Origin of the sequence: Mesorhizobium loti (genome assembly GCF_013170705.1) — a bacterium.
Classification (GTDB): Bacteria; Pseudomonadota; Alphaproteobacteria; order Rhizobiales; family Rhizobiaceae; genus Mesorhizobium; species Mesorhizobium loti_D.
On sequence record NZ_CP033334.1, the window covers coordinates 5630294 to 5647162 of the forward strand.

Genomic DNA, 16869 nt, shown 5'->3' on the forward strand with positions numbered 1-16869 from the left:
AACTGGAGACATCAGGGCCGCGAAATCAGAAAAATCCCCAAGAGAATGAGTGGCATACCCAGATAAAAGTATTTGGGAACGCTTTCACCAAACAAGAAGAAACCTGCGCATGGGACGATCACGAAGGCCAGCGCGTTGAACATAAAGGCTACCGAAAGCGGAACGGTTCTGAGCGCCTGCACCCACGCGATAGTGGATAAAAAGTATAGAAATAGGGCTAGAAGTATGAGTGCTATGGGCGTCACATTCTGCTGGGCCACACTCCACCAACCACCCCCTGCGCCTATTTTGAAATTCCTAGCGGCAAACTTGAATATTACCTGCCCGAAAGCTATAACCAAAACAGATGATGAAATCAGAATATAATTTATATTAAACATAAAAATTTCCAGCGTAAATCAGGTTTACATCAGGAACAGGGATCCTCGATGGCCACCAGGTTATTTGACGCTCGGGAAAATGAAAATTCAATATCTCACTCAGATTAAATATACTGTTTATGTGTTCGCGGGCCATGTAATAATCATAGGGCAGACCCGCTCGTTCCGCCTGCTTCCTAGGCCCAAATGCGCGCCCTATTCTCCATGCCCACCCCGGATCGCATGGCAGCAAAACCGAGAGTACCCCCCCTGGTTTCAACACCCTCACCCACTCCTCGATCGCAATATGCGGGAAAGGCACATGTTCCAACACATGGGTCGCTATGAGCCGGTCGAAACTGTCGCTCTCGAACGGCAGAGCGGCACCATCTAGTTTCATAAGCTCAACGCCATGCGGCAGTTTTCGCCCAGAAACGGATTTCAGGACAGTATCGTCGAAATCTGATGCGATGTACCGATCAAAGCTGTGACGCACAAACGGCAGATGGGCGAGAGTACCCGCTCCCACCTCCAATATTTGAGAGAGGTGGACGTCGCTGTTAAATGGCTTCTCGATCAACGAGTGCGTCTCTCGTAAAACATAAGCCGACAATCCGCCTTGATAGTTGGATGTATAGTAATTCGACAGCCATCTTTTGACCATCTCTTCGTAATCTGGAAGAGGAGTATACTTTTTCATTTCGACTCGTCACCCAATTAACTTTACATCAATTACTTTTCTTCGCTTTACTATTCGCTGCTCCCTGATGCACCAGGGCCTTTCGCGGCAACAACGAGGTCTTCAGTCGCAAGTGCAGTGTCGACCGCGGAACCGACTGGATATCGTAGTTGATGAAAGCAAGCAGGAGTTGGGTCGCAACGATGATCGGCAGCGCTGCGATCATCACGGTGCCGGCGGTGGCCGGCACGGATGTACCCCATTTCGACAGGCCGTACACAAAGCCAAACAGCAAAAGCGCCAATCCCAACACAAGCTCCAACGACGCGATGCTGAAATTGCGGATGAAGTAGTTGTAAAAGATACGCTTGCCGAAATTCCTCAGATGCGCGAGCGCAAATCGCGGAATTTCGCGATGCGGCTTCATGTTGCTTACCTCGTCGGCGTAGTGTGAGTGCATGGGCACGTCGACGACGCGCGCGGTAAGGACGTTCAGGCGGAAAAGCAGATCCGATTCGAAGAAAAACCGCCTCGATATCTTTTCCAGCGGCAGAAGACCGACCAGGCTGGCGTGGATTGCGAAGAACCCGTTTGTCGGATCGAAACTGTGCCAATATCCGGTCGACATCTTGGCGAGGAAGGAAAGGCCCGCATTACCGATCAGCCTGCCTAAAGGCATGGAAGCCACCCCTTCCGGATCGAAAAAGCGGTTGCCCTTCGCATAGTCCGCCTCACCGATGAGAATGACGCCGACGAAGCTCGGAATGAGAGCCGGGTCCATCTGGCCGTCGCCGTCGATCTTCACGATCACATCGGCGCCGTCGGCGGCAGCCTGCTTCATCCCCGCGAGAGTCGCCCCACCGACGCCGAGATTTTCGTCGTTCCACAGCACGTTCACACGGGGATCCGTGACATGTTCCTTGACGAAACGGCCAGTGTCCTCCGGACAGGCGTCGTCGACGACATAAATGGCGGTGACTTCAGAGCCGATCTGGCCGAGAACGGCGAGAATATGATTGCGCACCCGATAGCTCGGGATGACGACAGCGATGCCAGGCTTTTGTTGTGAGGGCAAAAAGCTCACCCGCAGCCATTCTGGTGGGCCATGTGGCATAGTCTTCCAGTTGCGCCGAGGGCTTTAGCTTAGCTTTATCTCCAGAGCAACCGAAGTCTATCGGCTTGCCGACGACGCATAAAGCTTCGACGCTACCGTGCCTCATGCCGTGGAGCGGCTTTCGCTGCATGACGGCCAGCCCTGAGGTTACCGATTCAGCTGGATGTATGCTACAGGTGGTTCGCAATGCGCGGTCGAAGCGACCACGCTTCCACACACCCGTCCTGCCGCCATCGTAAGAATGTCCGGAATCCCTTGCCCAGTTCATTTCCGGAGACACGCTTGAGGATCGGGATCGATGGCAGGAATCTCGGATCGGCTACCGACGGGATCGGCCGGTTCGTCCACAATGCCGTGAAGGCATTGGCGGCTCTGGGCGTCGATGTTGTTGTCTATGCCCCTGGCAGGATCAATCCGGATTACGATCTTCCGCCTGGCGTTCGCGTGCGGATCGCCGACTTCAAGGGACCCGTCGCCCGCACGTTCTGGGGCCAGGCCGTGTTGCCCTCCTTGGCCCGGCGCGACCGCGTGGAGGTGTTCTGGGGACCATCGCACCGTCTGCCCTTTGCTCTCGGCGGCGACATCGCTCGGGTGGTCACTATCCACGACCTCGTCTGGTTGCACGCCGCGCGGACCATGCGGACCCGGACCTGGGTTGGCGACCGCCTGCTGATGAAGCCCGCGCTGCGGACCGCCGATGCCGTGGTTGCCGATTCGACAGCCACGGCCACCGCCTTGACGGCCGAATTCCCCTGGCTGAAATCGCCGGTCAGCACGGTTCATCCCGGCACGGTCGCCCTGCCGCCCCCTGGCGATATTTCGAGCCTGCGGCCGCTCGGCATCGGCAAGCCCTATGCGCTCTTTGTCGGCACGGTCGAACCCAGGAAGAACCTCGGCAATCTGATAAAGGCCTACGGCTTGCTGCCGGCCGGCATCCGGTCCGGCTGCGATCTGGTCATCGTCGGCGGCACGGGGTGGAAACAGACGGGCCTTGCCGATAAGGTGCGCGCCGGCGGGCTGGAGGCGAATATCAAGTTTACCGGATTCGTCGACGACATGACGCTTGCCACGCTTTATGCGAATTGCCTGTTCCTGGCGATGCCATCTCTCTACGAGGGGTTCGGTTTTCCGATCGTCGAGGCACAGTCTTTCGGCAAGCCGGCGCTGACCTCGAACACGTCATCCATGCCTGAAGTGGCGGGCGACAATGCCGTCCTCGTCGACCCGAACGATCCCGTGGCGATCGCCGCCGCATTCCACCGGTTGTGCGTCGATGCGGAATTCCGAAACGGCATCGCCGCGGGCGCGAAAAGGAATGCCGAACGCTTCACCTGGGAAAACCACGCCAAGAGCATGCTGCGGATTTTTGAACAAGCCATCAAGCAAAGACGGAAGACCCGCGTTTGAAAGTCCTGCACTTCTTCAAGACCTACTGGCCGGATTCATTCGGCGGGGTGGAGCGCACGATACAGGCCATTGCCCAGAGCACCGCGAGCCATGGCATCGAAACGGACGTGCTGTCATTGAGCCCCACTCCGGCCGAGAACACCCAATGGTTTGACGGCCATATGGCCCACAAGGCCAAGCTCGATTTCGAACTCGCCTCGACCGGATTCTCGCGCGCGGTTTTTCGGAAATTCGCGGAACTCGCCGGGAAAGCCGACCTGCTGCACTACCATTTTCCATGGCCGCTGATGGATATGGTGCATTTTCATTCCCGACACGGCAAACCGGCCATCGTCACCTATCATTCCGACATCGTCAAACAGAGGCTGATACTGCCTTTCTATCGACCGCTGATGCTGCGTTTCCTGAAGGACGTGGACACGATCGTTGCGACATCCCCGGACTATCTGGGATCGAGCCCTGTTCTCAAAGCCTTCAAGGCCAAATCGACGATCATTCCCATCGGCATCGACGAAACCGCTTACCCCGCGCCGACCGAATCCGACACCATCTGGCGCCGGTCGGCGGTGGCGGAGCCCTTCGTCCTGTTCGTCGGCGTTCTGCGCTACTACAAGGGACTTGATGTTCTGATCGAGGCCGCGGACAGGGTCCGATGCAAGATCGTCATCGCCGGCTCGGGGCCGATCGAGCAGCAGCTCAAGCTGCAGGCCAGGACGTTGCGGCGCGACAATGTGGTTTTCCTGGGCGAAGTTTCGGAACCGCACAAAATGGCGCTCCTCCACGGCTGCCTCGGCTTCGTTTTTCCTTCGAACCAGAGGTCGGAAGCCTATGGGCTATCGCTGGTCGAGGCGGCAATGTGCGGCAAGCCGATGATTTCATGCGAGATCGGAACGGGAACCAGTTATGTGAACAAGGCCGGCGAAACCGGGCTGGTCGTTCCGCCTTCAGATCCAGCACGGCTTGCCGAAGCGATCAACCGGCTCGTCGGCTCGCCTGATGAAGCAGCGACGTGGGGGCGAGCCGCCCGAGATCGCTATGCCAGCCTCTTTACATCAGACCGGATGGGAAAGGCGTACGCCGATCTCTATCACCAACTCGACAGCCGTCGACGTTGAGGGCCGCGGAAAGGCACGGCTTGTGAAACTCAGCGAGGCGCCCTCAAGGACGCTTGGTCATCCTGCCGGGGCCTGCCCGCCTTGGAGCCGGCGGACCACCGCCTCCGTCGACTGCCGCCAGTCAGGCGCGCTCCATCCGAATACATCAGCGAACTTCGCGCTCGACAGCCGCGAATTGGCGGGGCGCCGCGCCTTGGTCGGATAGTCCTTGCTGGCAATGTCGCGCACTTGCGCCCAAGCACCGCCGCACGCTCGGCTGGTGTCCAGTATGTGACGGGCAAAGCCGCTCCAGTTGGTCTCGCCGGTGCCGGCCAGATGATAGGTTCCGAACGCGCCGGCGTTCTTGTCGCCATGCAGCACCGTGGCCGCATGCAGGATGGCGTCGGCCATATCGAGCGCGCAGGTAGGATTTCCCCATTGATCGGCCACCACCGAAATCTCGTCGCGGTCGGCGGCCAGCCGCAGCATGGTTTTCACGAAATTCCTGCCGAACGGGCTGTAGACCCATGCGGTGCGCAGGATCAGGTGGCGCGGGCCGGCGGCGGCCACGGCCAGTTCCCCGGCGAGCTTGGAGGCGCCGTAGACGCCGAGGGGCGCCGTCGCGTCGGTCTCGACATAGGCGTGAGAAGCGCTGCCGTCGAAGACATAATCGGTCGAAAGATGGATGACGGGAGCGCCGAGCCGAGCAGCCGCTTCAGCCACCTTGCCGGCGCCGGTCGCGTTGATCGCAAAGGCGAGGTCGGGCTCGTCCTCGGCCTGATCCACCGCCGTGTAGGCGGCGGCCGACACCACGATATCCGGCTTCTCGGCCGCAATGGCGTCGATGATGGTCTCGGGTCTTTCCAGGTCGAGTTCCGGGCGGCCGATGGCGACGACCTCCATGCCGGCCTTTCCTTGGCCTGCCTCCAGCAGGCTTGCCGCGACCTGGCCTTCGCGTCCGGTGACGACGAGCCTCACGCGCCACCCTTGCGCGCTTCGCCCAGTCTTTCTCCGGCGTAGCGCTGCTCGCGGATAGGCCCCCACCACCATTTGTTGTCGAGGAACCAATCCACGGTTCTGGCCAGGCCGCTGTCGAAATTCTCGGTCGGCGCCCAGCCGAGTTCACGGGCGATCTTGGAGGCATCGATGGCGTAGCGGCGATCATGGCCGGGGCGATCGGTGACGAAGGAAATCAGCTCGCGATAGCGCCTGCCGCCGGTCCGGGGACGCCTGGTGTCGAGCAGGTCGCAGATCGTCTCGACGACGGCGAGGTTCGTGCGCTCCGAATTGCCGCCGACATTGTAGCTCTCGCCCGGATGCCCTCTCGTGGCGATGAGTTCCAGGGCCCGCGCGTGATCCTCGACGAACAGCCAGTCGCGCACATTGGCGCCGGCGCCATAGACCGGCAGCGGCTTTTCGTCGAGCGCGTTGAGGATGACCAGCGGGATCAGCTTCTCGGGAAAATGATAGGGGCCGTAATTGTTCGAACAGTTGGAGAGCACGACCGGCAGGCCGTAGGTCTCGTGCCAGGCGCGCACCAGATGGTCCGACGCCGCCTTCGAAGCCGAATAGGGCGAGGACGGGGCGTAAGGCGTCTCCTCGACGAACATGCCGCCGTCGAATGGCAGATCGCCGAACACCTCGTCGGTCGAGACATGGTGGAAGCGGAAGCGGCCCTTCCTGTCATCGGCAAGGCCACGCCAATATTCGAGCGCCGCATTGAGGATCCGGTAGGTGCCGACAATGTTGGTCTCGATGAAGGCGCCCGGCCCGTCGATCGAGCGGTCGACATGGCTCTCGGCGGCGAGGTTCATGACGATGTCGATATCGTCACGGCGCAGCAGATCGAGCACTGTCCTCTCATCGCCGATATCGCCATGGGCGAAGCGATAATTATGCGCGCTCTCGATCGGCCGCAGCGAGGCCAGGTTTCCGGCATAGGTCAGCTTGTCGAGATTGGTCACGCGGTAGGCCGGATTGGCGCACAGATGACGGCACACCGCCGAGCCGATGAAGCCGGCCCCGCCTGTCACCAGAAAATTCATGCTGCTGTCCTCATCAGGCAAACACCTCGGTGTCGGCGAGCATCGGCGCCTTGCCGTCCTTGTCCGAGAGCTGGAACCCGCCGGCCACCGAAGGCCATTCGATGCCGATCGCGGGATCGTCGAAGCGGATAGACCGGTCGTGCTCGGGCGAGTAGGTGTCGGTCACCTTGTAGAGGACCTCGGTGTCGGGCACCAGGGTCAGGAAGCCGTGGGCAAAGCCCTTGGGCACCAGAATCTGGTTGCCCTTTTCAGCCGAAATCTCGTGGCCGGTCCATTTCCCAAAGGTCTTCGAACTGCGGCGAATGTCGACACAAACGTCCAGAATCCGGCCGCGCACAACACGCAGCAACTTGTCCTGCGCCCGGGGCGCAAGCTGGTAATGGAGCCCGCGCAGGACACCTGCCTCGGCCGAATAAGAATGGTTGTCCTGCACGAAAAGCAAATTTATTCCAGCCTGCGCAAACCGCTCGGCATTGTAGGTTTCCATGAAGAAACCGCGCGCATCGCCGTGCCGCTTTGGAACGATTTCCAGCACGCCTTCAATGCCGAGGGACCTGATCTCCAACGCCTAGCCCTCCGACAGATCGGCGACACGCCGGCGCAGATAGGCGGCGTATTCATTTTTTCCCAACCGTGTCGCGCGCTGCAGCACTTGCTCTGCCGTCAGCCAACCCTGCTCGAAGGCGATCTCCTCGGGGCACGCGACCTTGATGCCCTGTCGATGTTCGATCGTGCGCACGAAGGAAGACGCGTCGTTCAGACTGTCATGGGTCCCCGTGTCGAGCCAGGCATAGCCGCGCCCCAATCGATGCACATGCAGCAGGCCGCGATCGAGATAGGCGTTGTTGACCGCCGTGATCTCCAGTTCGCCGCGCGCCGAAGGTCGAATGGACGAGGCGATGTCGACAACAGAGTTGTCGTAGAAATAGAGCCCTGTAACAGCCCAGTTGGATTTCGGCTTCTGCGGCTTTTCCTCGATCGTAAGCGCGGTTCCGGTGACCTTGTCGAAGGACACGACGCCATACCGTTCAGGATCATCCACGCGGTAGGCGAAAACCGAAGCGCCCGTGTCGCGCGAAGCGGCGGTGCGGCAAAGCTGCGACAGCCCATCGCCAAAATAGATATTGTCGCCCAGGATCATCGACACACTGTCCTTGCCGATGAACTCGCGGCCGATGATGAAAGCTTCCGCAAGGCCATTGGGGTGCGGCTGCTCCGCGTAGGAAATGTCCAGCCCGAACTCCGATCCGTCGCCGAGTAGATCACGGAAAACGGGCAGGTCCCGCGGCGTCGAAATAACCAGAATCTCCCTGATATCCGCGAGCATCAGTACGCTCAGCGGATAATAGATCATCGGCTTGTCGTATACCGGAAGAATTTGTTTGGAGACTGCCAATGTCAGCGGATAAAGGCGTGTTCCACTACCTCCCGCAAGGATAATTCCTTTCAAGAAGCTCTCCCTGACATGCCCAAATCCCCTCGGCGGCAGTGGGAGCCATACTACACCCTGAAAAAGCTGCTGCCAGCGCCGGCTTTTACCGCAGAGTCGTTACTAAAATACGCCAGATACCACTCGACGAATCGCCCTACCCCTTCCGACACGGAGGTACCGGGGCGATATCCGACCGCCTCCTGCAATGCGGAGATGTCGGCGAAGGTATCGAGCAGGTCCCCAGCCTGCAGCGGCAAGAGCTCGATAATGGCCTTGCGGCCAAGCGCGTTTTCCAGCGCCTCGACATAGGCGGTCAGCCTCACCGGGTTATTATTGCCGATGTTGAAGATACGCCACGGGGCGCTGCTCGTTGCCGGGTCCGGATGGCCGGAATCCCAGGCAAGGTTGCCTGTGGCAGGGCTGTCACTGCTTCTGATCACGCCTTCGGCGATGTCATCGACATAGGTGAAATCGCGTGTGTGGTTGCCATTGTTGAACAGCTTGATCGGCTCGCCGGCCAAGATGCTCCTGGTGAAGAGGAAAAGCGCCATGTCGGGACGCCCCCAGGGGCCGTATACGGTGAAGAAACGCAGCCCGGTGGTCGGCAGCCCGAACAGATGGCTGTAGCTGTGCGCCATCAACTCGTTGGCGCGCTTGGTCGCGGCGTAGAACTGCAGCGGATGGTCAGCGGGGCGATGCTCGGAAAACGGCATGTCGGTGTTGGCGCCGTAAACGCTCGAGGTGCTGGCGTAGGTCAGGTGCGCCATGCCGCTGCCGCGGCAGGCCTCCAGCATGTTGGTGAAGGCGACGATGTTGCTTTCGACATAGGCGCGCGGGTTTTCAAGGCTGTAGCGGACCCCGGCCTGCGCGGCGAGGTGGATCACCCGGTCAAAGGCGTGGTCGGCAAAGCAGCCGTCCACGATGCCCCTGTCGGCAAGATTGCCGTGGATGAAATGATAGCCGGCATTGGTGCTTCGGCTTGCTTCGGCAAGCAGCCGCAGCCGCGCCTGCTTGATCGCCGGATCGTAGTACTCGTTGATGCTGTCGATACCGACAACCTCGTCGCCGCGCTCGAGGAGCCGCCTGGCGACATGATAGCCTATGAACCCGGCGACGCCGGTGACCAGAACCTTCATCAGAAGCACCCGTCCTCGGGAATGGACCCCTGACGTCTATGGCACGCCAAGCTTCCTGAAGACCTCAGGAGCGCTTCAGCAGCGACCAGACGGCCGGCACAAGGCTTGCCGCCAGTGCAACCTTGATCAGGTCGCCGACGATGAACGGCACGACGCCGAACTGCCAGGATTTTTCCGGACCGATGAGCAGCGCCAGCCAGGCGAAGCCCATCGCCATCATGACGACTTCGGCGACCAGCATTGCGTTGAAAAGCTTGATCGGGTGGCGATCCCAACCGCGATCCGCGGCCCAGCCGACGATCGCCGCCATGACCACGAAGCCAGCGAGGTAGCCGCCGGTCGAGCCAAGCATGTAGGCGATGCCGATGCCCTTCTCCGGCGTGCCCTGGAAAACCGGGAAGCCCATGGCGCCTTCCGCCATGTAGAGCAGCAGCGTGGCGACGCCGAGACGCATGCCGAAGGCGGCGGCGATCAGCAAGACGGCGAGCGTCTGCATCGAGATGTCGACGGGGCCCAGCACAACCTTGGTCTTGGCCGACAGGGTCAGCAGCAGCGTTCCGGCGATCGCCAGGAAAAGCTGTGTTGCCAGTCGCGCCGCGCCATCCTGCGGCAAGGCCAGAGAAACAAGCGGGCGCATCGTCGTTGCAGTTGCCATGGTCTTCCCCAATCCGATCTGTCGCGATCCGATAATCGCGGTCTAGCGTTTTCCTATATTGGCTTGCGTGCTATGCGGCAATCGGTTTTGCCGTTCCGGGAACAATGCGCCGATATGGCTCTCAAATTCGATACCAGCTTCGATCCCCATTACGGCCAGGGCGTGAGCGTGGCACCGGACGTGCTGCGCGTCACGGTCCGAAATCCCAGCCCCTTCACTTTTCATGGCACCAACAGCTACGTCGTCGGTCGCGACACGCTGGCGGTGATCGACCCCGGGCCCGATGACGACGCCCATCTTCAGACCTTGCTCGACGTGATCGCCGGCAGGCCGGTCAGCCATGTCTTCGTCAGCCACACGCATCGCGACCATTCCCCGCTGGCGGCCCGGCTAAAGCAGCGCACCGGTGCCCTGGTGGTGGCGGAGGGGCCTCACCGGCCGGCAAGGCCACTGCATGTCGGCGAGACCAACGCGCTCGACGCCAGCGCCGACACCGCTTTTGTTCCCGACACCGCCCTGCCGGACGGCACGTTGGTCGCCGGCGACGGCTGGGCGATCCGCACGGTTCTAACCCCCGGCCACACCGCCAATCACGCAGCATTCGCGCTGGAAGGAACCGGCATCCTGTTTTCGGCCGATCATGTCATGGCGTGGGCGACGTCCATCGTCGCTCCGCCGGACGGAGCGATGGCCGACTACATGGCATCGCTGGACAGACTGATCGAGCGCGACGACCGCATGCTGCTGCCAGGCCATGGCGGGCCGGTAACGGCGCCGCGCGCTTTCATGCGCGGATTGAAGACGCATCGCAAGATGCGCGAACGGGCCATTCTGGAGCGGGTCAGAGCCGGCGACCGGAGGGTTCCCGACATGGTCAAGGCGATCTACCGGGATACAGATCCCCGGCTGCATGGTGCCGCCGGACTGTCGGTGCTTGCCCATCTCGAGGATCTGGTGGCCCGCGGTATGGTGTCGACGGACGCGGCTCCCGCCATCGACGGCATTTTCACGCCGGTCCGATAGGCCTATCCTCGCAGCAGGCATGGGATCGGCGGAAAGTCTACTCGGCCGAAGCCGCCCCGACCTGGCCGGCGACTTCCTGGTCCAACTCCGCCAGGAAATCAGTGATGCGCGCGGCATTGTCGCCAAGGTCGTAGCGGCCGTAACGCGAGGCCGACCGCATGTCGACGATCACCGTATCGCCATCATCCGTCACGCGGATCGCCACATCGGCGGGAAGGCCGAGCACGAGACTCTTGGCGACAGCGGTAATGGTCACGTCGCTTTGCCCGGCAAGGTCGGGATAGGGTTCGGAAAGATCCCAGCCGCGCCGGTCGAGCACGGTCTCGACGGCATTGACGATGGTCTCGAATGGCAGGTCATAGCTGCGCGCGGTGACCAGCGGATAGCTGTCGGTCTGCAGCCGCTGTTCGCCCGGCGTCGACGGCGAGAGCACGTTCATGTCCTTTGTCCGGTCGCTGACATCGAGCGCGGGCGGATCATCGAAATCGGTCGAGATGTCCCTGAGCGGCGGATAGATCGTCGCCCAATAGGCGGCAACGCCGTAGGGAACGAGCACCAGCAGGGCCAGCAAGGCGCCGACGGTCAGGTCACGGCCGCCACGATCACCAAATTTCCATAGTCTCGAAAAGGCGAAGGCGGCGAACAACAGCGCCAGCGCGGCGAGCAGCGCGACGATGCCCAGCACCCACAGGAACACCGGCGTTTCGACGAGATCGAAGCGGTGGCCGACAAAATTGGTCAGCAGAAGCACCGCTGAAAATGCGGCCGTGCGCCGCGACCAGCCGGCAGCCTTCGAGGTTCGCCGTTCGGGAATGCTAACCATTGTTCTCTGCGCTGCCCCAACCCGGACGGAGGTTTAGTGCCTTTTCGCGTCGGCTTGAAGCCGAAACAAGCAACATCCCCTCAATCCGTCGGCAGGCGGTAGTCCCTGAACTGCTGGCGCAAGGTGATCTTCTGGATCTTGCCGGTGGCGGTATGGGGTATCTCGCCGACGAAAGCGACATCGTCCGGCATCCACCACTTGGCCACCTTGCCGTTCATGAAGCCGAGAATGTCAGCCTTGCTCGGCTCCTTGCCCGGCTTGGCGACCACGACCAGCAAGGGCCGCTCGCCCCATTTCGAATGATGGACGCCGATTACCGCCGCCTCCGCCACGTCTGGATGGCCGACCGCCAGATTCTCGAGATCGATGGTCGAAATCCACTCGCCGCCGGACTTGATGACGTCCTTGGCTCGATCGGTGATCTGCATGTAGCCGCCGGCGTCGATGTGAGCGACGTCTCCGGTGTCGAACCAGCCCTCCTCATCGAACTGCTCGGCACCGGCGCCACCGTAGTAGGCGCGGGCAACGGCCGGTCCACGCACCTTCAGCCGACCAAAGGTCTTGCCATCCCAGGGTTGCGCATTGTTCTCGTCATCGGTCACCTTCATTTCGACGCCGAAGGGCGGGTAACCCTGTTTCTGCTTGACGTCGAGCCGGGCCTCCCTCTCCAGGGCCGCATATTCCGGCTTCAAGGTGCACAGAGTGCCGAGCGGCGACATCTCGGTCATGCCCCAGGCATGGGTGACCTGGACGTCGTAATTGTCCTCGAACTTCGTCATGATCGCACGCGGACAGGACGAGCCGCCGATGACGACCTTGTTCAGATAGGGCAGCTTCTTGCCGGTCTCCTCCAGATATTGCAGCAGCATCATCCAGACGGTCGGCACGGCGGCACTGAAGGTTACCTTCTCGGTTTCGAGCAATTCATAGATCGAGGCGCCGTCCATCCTGCAGCCGGGCATGACCAGCTTGGCGCCGATCATCGGTGCGCTCTGGCCAAGGCCCCAGGCGTTGGCATGGAACATCGGCACCACGGGCAGGATGGTGTCGCGTGACGACAGGCCCATCGCGTCGGGCATGGCGGCGATCATGGCGTGCAGCACGTTCGAACGATGGCTGTAGACGACGCCCTTGGGATCGCCTGTCGTGCCCGACGTGTAGCACATGCCGGCGGCGGTGCCTTCGTCGAAGGTCCTCCAGGCGAAATCGCCATCGACCTCGTCAAGCCAGTCCTCATAGGGGACGGCGTTGGGCAGGGTCGTTTGCGGCATGTGCTCCCTGTCGGTCAGCACAATCACCCTTTTCAGCGATTTGACGGCACCGGCGATCTTCTCGAGCAGCGGTATGAAGGTGAGGTCGACGAAGACGGCCTTGTCCTCGGCGTGGTTCATGATCCAGACGATCTGCTCGGGAAACAGGCGCGGGTTGAGTGTATGATAGATCGCGCCGACGCCCATGATGCCGTACCAGGCCTCGATATGGCGCGCCGTGTTCCAGGCCAGCGTGGCGATGCGGTCGCCCAACCCATAGCCGTCCCGCTCCAGCCTCTGGGCGACCTTGAGGGAACGACGATGGATGTCGGCATAAGTGGTGCGCACGATCGGTCCCTCGACCGAGCGCGACACGATCTCGCGCACTCCATGCTGCCGTTCGGCGTTGTCGATAAGCTTGTGGCACAGCAGCGGCCATTCCTGCATCAGCCCCAGCATCCCGTTCCTCCTCCCTCGCGCATTTTGCGTCGTAGCCTCGAACCATTGTGAAGCGAACCGGCGGATTGTCCAGTCACCCGCTTGCGCGGCGAACGAATTTCAGCGCCCGTGCCGCAACGGCAAGCGGTTGAATCTTGACATGTTTTGGACTTCCGTCTCCTGGCCACTCGTGCCACCGGGATGGCAGGAGGGTCAAAATCATCGCGGTGGCGGCAGTGCCTTATCCGGCGAAATGACTTGAAATCCGCCACAATCCGGCCATCGTCGGCGTTAAGTTTCGTTAACGGGCAAGGGGCGATTGGCGACTGAAAGAGGTTCGCATGGACGCGCAGCTCGACGACAAGGCCCTTGAGAGCACACTTGCGGAAAGCCTGGCCGATCTGGTGCCGGACGAGAAGACTGTTTCCGAAGACGAATTTGTTGAAGTTGTCGGCGGCGCGCTCGAAGCGGTCGGCGGTACGCTGCTGTTCAAGATGTGCGTCCAGAACGAAGGCGAAGGCCAGCACGTCGCGGCGGCATCAGTCGGCGATGGCGGCAACCGCCAGTTCCTGCTGCTCACCTTGCCAACCGTTGGTGGCTCGCTGAAAGTCGAAACCGTTTCGAGAAGCAGCAACCCGGTGGCGGGCATCGCAGCCGCCTATGCCGGATTGATGGACGCGTTCAAGACCGCCGCCTGAGCCGCGGCGGATACTCGAAAGCGCGAAGCGCCACGCCGCGGCGATTGGTGCGCCTGTTTTCGTGATGCAACTGGACCTTGCGCAACGGCTGTGCCCGCCACACCTTAGGGAGCCAGGCAAGGAGAACCAGCATGGACAAGATCGCCAACCCGGCACCCGGCTTCCAGCGCAATCCCGACAAGATCATCACCATCGAGCCCTATGTCGGCACCGTTACGGTGCGCGCCGGCGGTACGGTCATCGCGTCGTCCACGAAGGCCAAGGTGCTGACGGAGGCTCCCTACCCCGCCGCCTTCTACATTCCGTTCGCCGACATCGATTTCGGCAAGCTGAGCGCTACCGAACACTCGACCCATTGCCCCTACAAGGGCGATGCCAGCTATTGGAGCGTGCTGCCTGCCGGCGAAACCGGTCAGAATGCGATGTGGGCTTACGAGCGGCCCTTTGACGAAATGACCGAAATCCGCGACCACGGCGCGTTCTACGCCAGCAAGGTCAGCATCGAAGCCAAGCCGGGCTGAACGCTTCGAACTCGAGGGCATTGGGGTGCGTTGAGATTCAGTTCGAGTCGAAACAGGCCGGCCTCACCTGAATATCCACGCACCCTCAGTCGGTGGTGCCGTGATTGCCGGTACCGTCGGCATCGTCCAGGCGCACGAAGGTCATGCCTTTGTCCTTGAGTGCCAGCAGGCCTTGCACCACGCCCTCGCCGGCGGCATGGGTGGGCTGGTTGATATGGGCGATGATGACGTCGCCGTCCTTGGCGGCGGCGATGCGCTTGGCGGTCTCCTTGGCGCCCAGCAGCGAGCCGCCGTCGCCGTTGATCGAAAAGCCGGCGATCTTGAAACCGAGCTTGCGGATCATCGCGATCGCCGAGGGGCTGTATTCGGCGGTTGCGCCGCGGAACCATTTCGGCGCGGGCTCACCTGTCCTGGCAAGCGCCGCGGCCCCCGACTCGACCTCGGCCAGCACAGCATCCGGGCTGCCGGCGCTGCGTATGCCATAGATCTTCCGCGGCGTGTCGACCGCCGGAATATGGCGCCCGCCGTGATTTTCCAATTCGAAAAGGTCGCGATGCGCCCGCATGATCTCGACGGCCGCGGCGTTGCGCTTCAGCCAGATGCCGGTGACAAAAATGGTGGCAGGTATCTTGTTTTCCACCAGCGCCGAGAGAATGCGTGTGTCGGTCTGTCCACCGCAGGCGTCGAGCGTGAGCGCGACATGGCCCGCCCCGCTTGCCGCGGGCTTGATGTGCAGCGTGGGCTCGACGAGCGGCGCGGCTTGGGCGCTGGATAGCGCCGCCAGCGACATGGCGATCATGCAGAGATGTCTTTGCAGCAGCAGACGCATCGAACCGAATTCCCGACTGGAGCAGTTCACCGTTTCACGCAAACGGCAACCCGCCCTTTGTTTTGGAATATTTCCCATGGGGCGATTTCGAGCCGCTATCCCAAGACCCGCATGAAGGCGGAAATCAGGACGATTGGTAGCAGAAAAATGCCCGGCGCGGCAATTTGACCGCCCGGCTTGCGAACGATCCATCGGGCGACAGCAGTTCAGACAGCGCGCTCGCGCTTCATCTCGGTGCGCGCCAAGATCTCGCGCGCCGCCTCGACGACAGGCCTCACCTTCAAGCGCCAGACGCAGCATGCCTTGCGGGGGTCGGTCCGGCGGCACAAGCCCTTGGCCACGCAGTCGCACGGCATCGGTGGCCGAAGCGCGATGCTGGGCACGCCGAGAGGGCCCCAGCGCGACGGGTTCGTCAGACCGAACAGGCCGACAACGGGTATGCCCGCGGCCGCCGCCATATGCATCGGGCCGCTCTCGTTGCCGAGAAACAGCCGCGCCTGCTTCAGCACAGCCAGCAAGGTGTTCAGCGACAGCGTCCCGACAAGGTCGACGACCGGCGTCACCGTCCTGGCGATGATCCGCGCGGCTGTCCCCTGCTCCTCAGGCCCTCCGACCAACACGAAGCCCAATCCGGTGCCGGTTGCAATTTCGTCGATCGCCTCGGCAAAGCGTTCGGGCTGCCATTGCCGGCCCTTGAAACTTGCTCCCGCGTGCACCGCGACGAAGCCGTGTGGGTTGAGACCATGCTTGCCCAGAAGCGCCAAGGCTTTCAGGGTCTCGAACGGCAGAGGCTGAATGCTCGGCACCGTCACGCGCAGGTCGAGGCCGAGCGCTTCAATGGGCGAAAGATAGCGGTAGACAAAATGCTGGCCGCCAAATCCGAACGGCTTGGCAAACACATTGGCTGGTTGCCGCTCCAGCAGCTTCAGAGGCCGTTCGGGAGGATTGTAGCCGACACGGGTCTTGGCGTTGACGAACCCGCTGATGACGCGCGAGGTCTTTGAATCGGTCAGGTCGATCGTCAGATCAAAGCGGAAGTCGCGTAGGGCCCGCACCATGGCATAGAGCTCTTTTCCACGCTCCAGCGCGGTGCCGCGCATGCGGGATCGCCTGAACGTGACCACTTCCGAGGCGATACCATGCGCGACCACGAAGCTTTCGAAATGCGCTTCGCAGAGGAACACGATCCTGGCGCCGGGGAATTCGAGTTGCAGGTTCCTGGCGAGCGTCGAGGCGAGGACGATGTCGCCTATGAACTTCGTTTGAATGACCAGGATCGAGCGGAACGGCGCGGGTGATATCTGCAACATGTGATTCCCGGGACAATTGGCGGGCCGTCCGCAAATTGGGCAGGAACAATGTCGAG

At 61.5% G+C, this 16869-nt stretch carries 18 protein-coding genes; 5 read left to right on the top strand and 13 right to left on the bottom strand.

Features of this window, described 5'->3' with window-relative positions:
* Window positions 1-11: 11 nt before the first annotated feature.
* The 3 genes from EB815_RS27710 to EB815_RS27720 are packed head-to-tail and all read right to left on the bottom strand — an operon-like array spanning window position 12 to window position 2122.
* The gene (locus tag EB815_RS27710) at window positions 12-380 is read right to left on the bottom strand and encodes an EamA family transporter (RefSeq protein WP_056563818.1); all 369 of its coding nucleotides are present in this window, start codon (window positions 378-380) and stop codon (window positions 12-14) included.
* The gene (locus EB815_RS27715; RefSeq protein WP_056563822.1) at window positions 373-1059 is read right to left on the bottom strand and encodes a class I SAM-dependent methyltransferase; all 687 of its coding nucleotides are present in this window, start codon (window positions 1057-1059) and stop codon (window positions 373-375) included. Before EB815_RS27715 ends, EB815_RS27710 begins: the two co-directional genes overlap by 8 nt.
* 28 nt (window positions 1060-1087) lie before the next feature.
* Window positions 1088-2122, bottom strand: a complete 1035-nt coding sequence (locus tag EB815_RS27720) for a glycosyltransferase family 2 protein (protein ID WP_244493897.1) — start codon at window positions 2120-2122, stop codon at window positions 1088-1090.
* 312 nt (window positions 2123-2434) lie between these two features.
* Between EB815_RS27720 and EB815_RS27725 the strand changes: the two genes are divergently transcribed.
* Both EB815_RS27725 and EB815_RS27730 read left to right on the top strand, forming a co-directional pair.
* Window positions 2435-3559 (top strand): glycosyltransferase family 4 protein, encoded by a 1125-nt coding sequence (locus EB815_RS27725; RefSeq protein ID WP_056563825.1) that lies wholly within the window; start codon window positions 2435-2437, stop codon window positions 3557-3559.
* Entirely contained in the window at window positions 3556-4674 is a 1119-nt protein-coding gene (locus EB815_RS27730; protein WP_056563827.1) for a glycosyltransferase family 4 protein, read from the top strand. Before EB815_RS27725 ends, EB815_RS27730 begins: the two co-directional genes overlap by 4 nt.
* A gap of 57 nt (window positions 4675-4731) precedes the next feature.
* Here the strand turns inward: EB815_RS27730 and rfbD are convergent, their stop codons facing one another.
* The 6 genes from rfbD to EB815_RS27760 all read right to left on the bottom strand — a co-directional run bounded on the left by rfbD (window position 4732) and on the right by EB815_RS27760 (window position 9921).
* A complete protein-coding gene (gene rfbD, locus EB815_RS27735; RefSeq protein ID WP_056563831.1) occupies window positions 4732-5631 on the bottom strand; it encodes a dTDP-4-dehydrorhamnose reductase in 900 nt (299 codons plus the stop codon).
* On the bottom strand, window positions 5628-6698 hold the full coding sequence (gene rfbB, locus EB815_RS27740) for a dTDP-glucose 4,6-dehydratase (protein ID WP_056563835.1): 1071 nt from the start codon (window positions 6696-6698) through the stop codon (window positions 5628-5630). The genes rfbD and rfbB overlap by 4 nt, the downstream gene beginning before the upstream one ends.
* A gap of 13 nt (window positions 6699-6711) precedes the next feature.
* Window positions 6712-7263 carry a dTDP-4-dehydrorhamnose 3,5-epimerase gene (gene rfbC / locus EB815_RS27745; RefSeq protein ID WP_056563839.1) on the bottom strand — a complete coding sequence of 184 codons (552 nt, stop codon included), beginning with the start codon at window positions 7261-7263 and terminating at the stop codon, window positions 6712-6714.
* Window positions 7264-7266: 3 nt separating this feature from the next.
* Entirely contained in the window at window positions 7267-8148 is an 882-nt protein-coding gene (rfbA, locus tag EB815_RS27750; protein ID WP_056563842.1) for a glucose-1-phosphate thymidylyltransferase RfbA, read from the bottom strand.
* Between the two features lie 50 nt (window positions 8149-8198).
* A complete protein-coding gene (locus EB815_RS27755; protein WP_056563845.1) occupies window positions 8199-9266 on the bottom strand; it encodes an NAD-dependent epimerase in 1068 nt (355 codons plus the stop codon).
* A 64-nt stretch (window positions 9267-9330) separates the two neighbouring features.
* A complete protein-coding gene (locus EB815_RS27760) occupies window positions 9331-9921 on the bottom strand; it encodes a biotin transporter BioY (protein WP_056563848.1) in 591 nt (196 codons plus the stop codon).
* 114 nt (window positions 9922-10035) lie between these two features.
* On the opposite strand from EB815_RS27760, the gene EB815_RS27765 reads away from it, so the two are divergent.
* Window positions 10036-10944, top strand: a complete 909-nt coding sequence (locus EB815_RS27765) for an MBL fold metallo-hydrolase (protein ID WP_056563851.1) — start codon at window positions 10036-10038, stop codon at window positions 10942-10944.
* A 37-nt stretch (window positions 10945-10981) separates the two neighbouring features.
* Here EB815_RS27765 and EB815_RS27770 read toward each other — a convergent pair whose 3' ends face one another.
* Window positions 10982-11767, bottom strand: a complete 786-nt coding sequence (locus tag EB815_RS27770; RefSeq protein ID WP_056563854.1) for a DUF1499 domain-containing protein — start codon at window positions 11765-11767, stop codon at window positions 10982-10984.
* An 80-nt stretch (window positions 11768-11847) separates the two neighbouring features.
* A complete protein-coding gene (locus EB815_RS27775) occupies window positions 11848-13476 on the bottom strand; it encodes a fatty-acid--CoA ligase (protein WP_056563857.1) in 1629 nt (542 codons plus the stop codon).
* Between the two features lie 320 nt (window positions 13477-13796).
* On the opposite strand from EB815_RS27775, the gene EB815_RS27780 reads away from it, so the two are divergent.
* The gene (locus tag EB815_RS27780; RefSeq protein ID WP_056563862.1) at window positions 13797-14153 is read left to right on the top strand and encodes a hypothetical protein; all 357 of its coding nucleotides are present in this window, start codon (window positions 13797-13799) and stop codon (window positions 14151-14153) included.
* 131 nt (window positions 14154-14284) lie between these two features.
* The gene (locus EB815_RS27785; RefSeq protein WP_056563865.1) at window positions 14285-14674 is read left to right on the top strand and encodes a DUF427 domain-containing protein; all 390 of its coding nucleotides are present in this window, start codon (window positions 14285-14287) and stop codon (window positions 14672-14674) included.
* Between the two features lie 85 nt (window positions 14675-14759).
* On the opposite strand, the gene EB815_RS27790 is transcribed toward EB815_RS27785, so the two are convergent.
* Complete coding sequence (locus tag EB815_RS27790) at window positions 14760-15503, bottom strand: polysaccharide deacetylase family protein (RefSeq protein ID WP_056563868.1); 744 nt, start codon at window positions 15501-15503, stop codon at window positions 14760-14762.
* 206 nt (window positions 15504-15709) lie between these two features.
* On the bottom strand, window positions 15710-16813 hold the full coding sequence (locus EB815_RS27795; protein ID WP_056563871.1) for a glycosyltransferase family 9 protein: 1104 nt from the start codon (window positions 16811-16813) through the stop codon (window positions 15710-15712).
* Window positions 16814-16869: the final 56 nt, after the last annotated feature.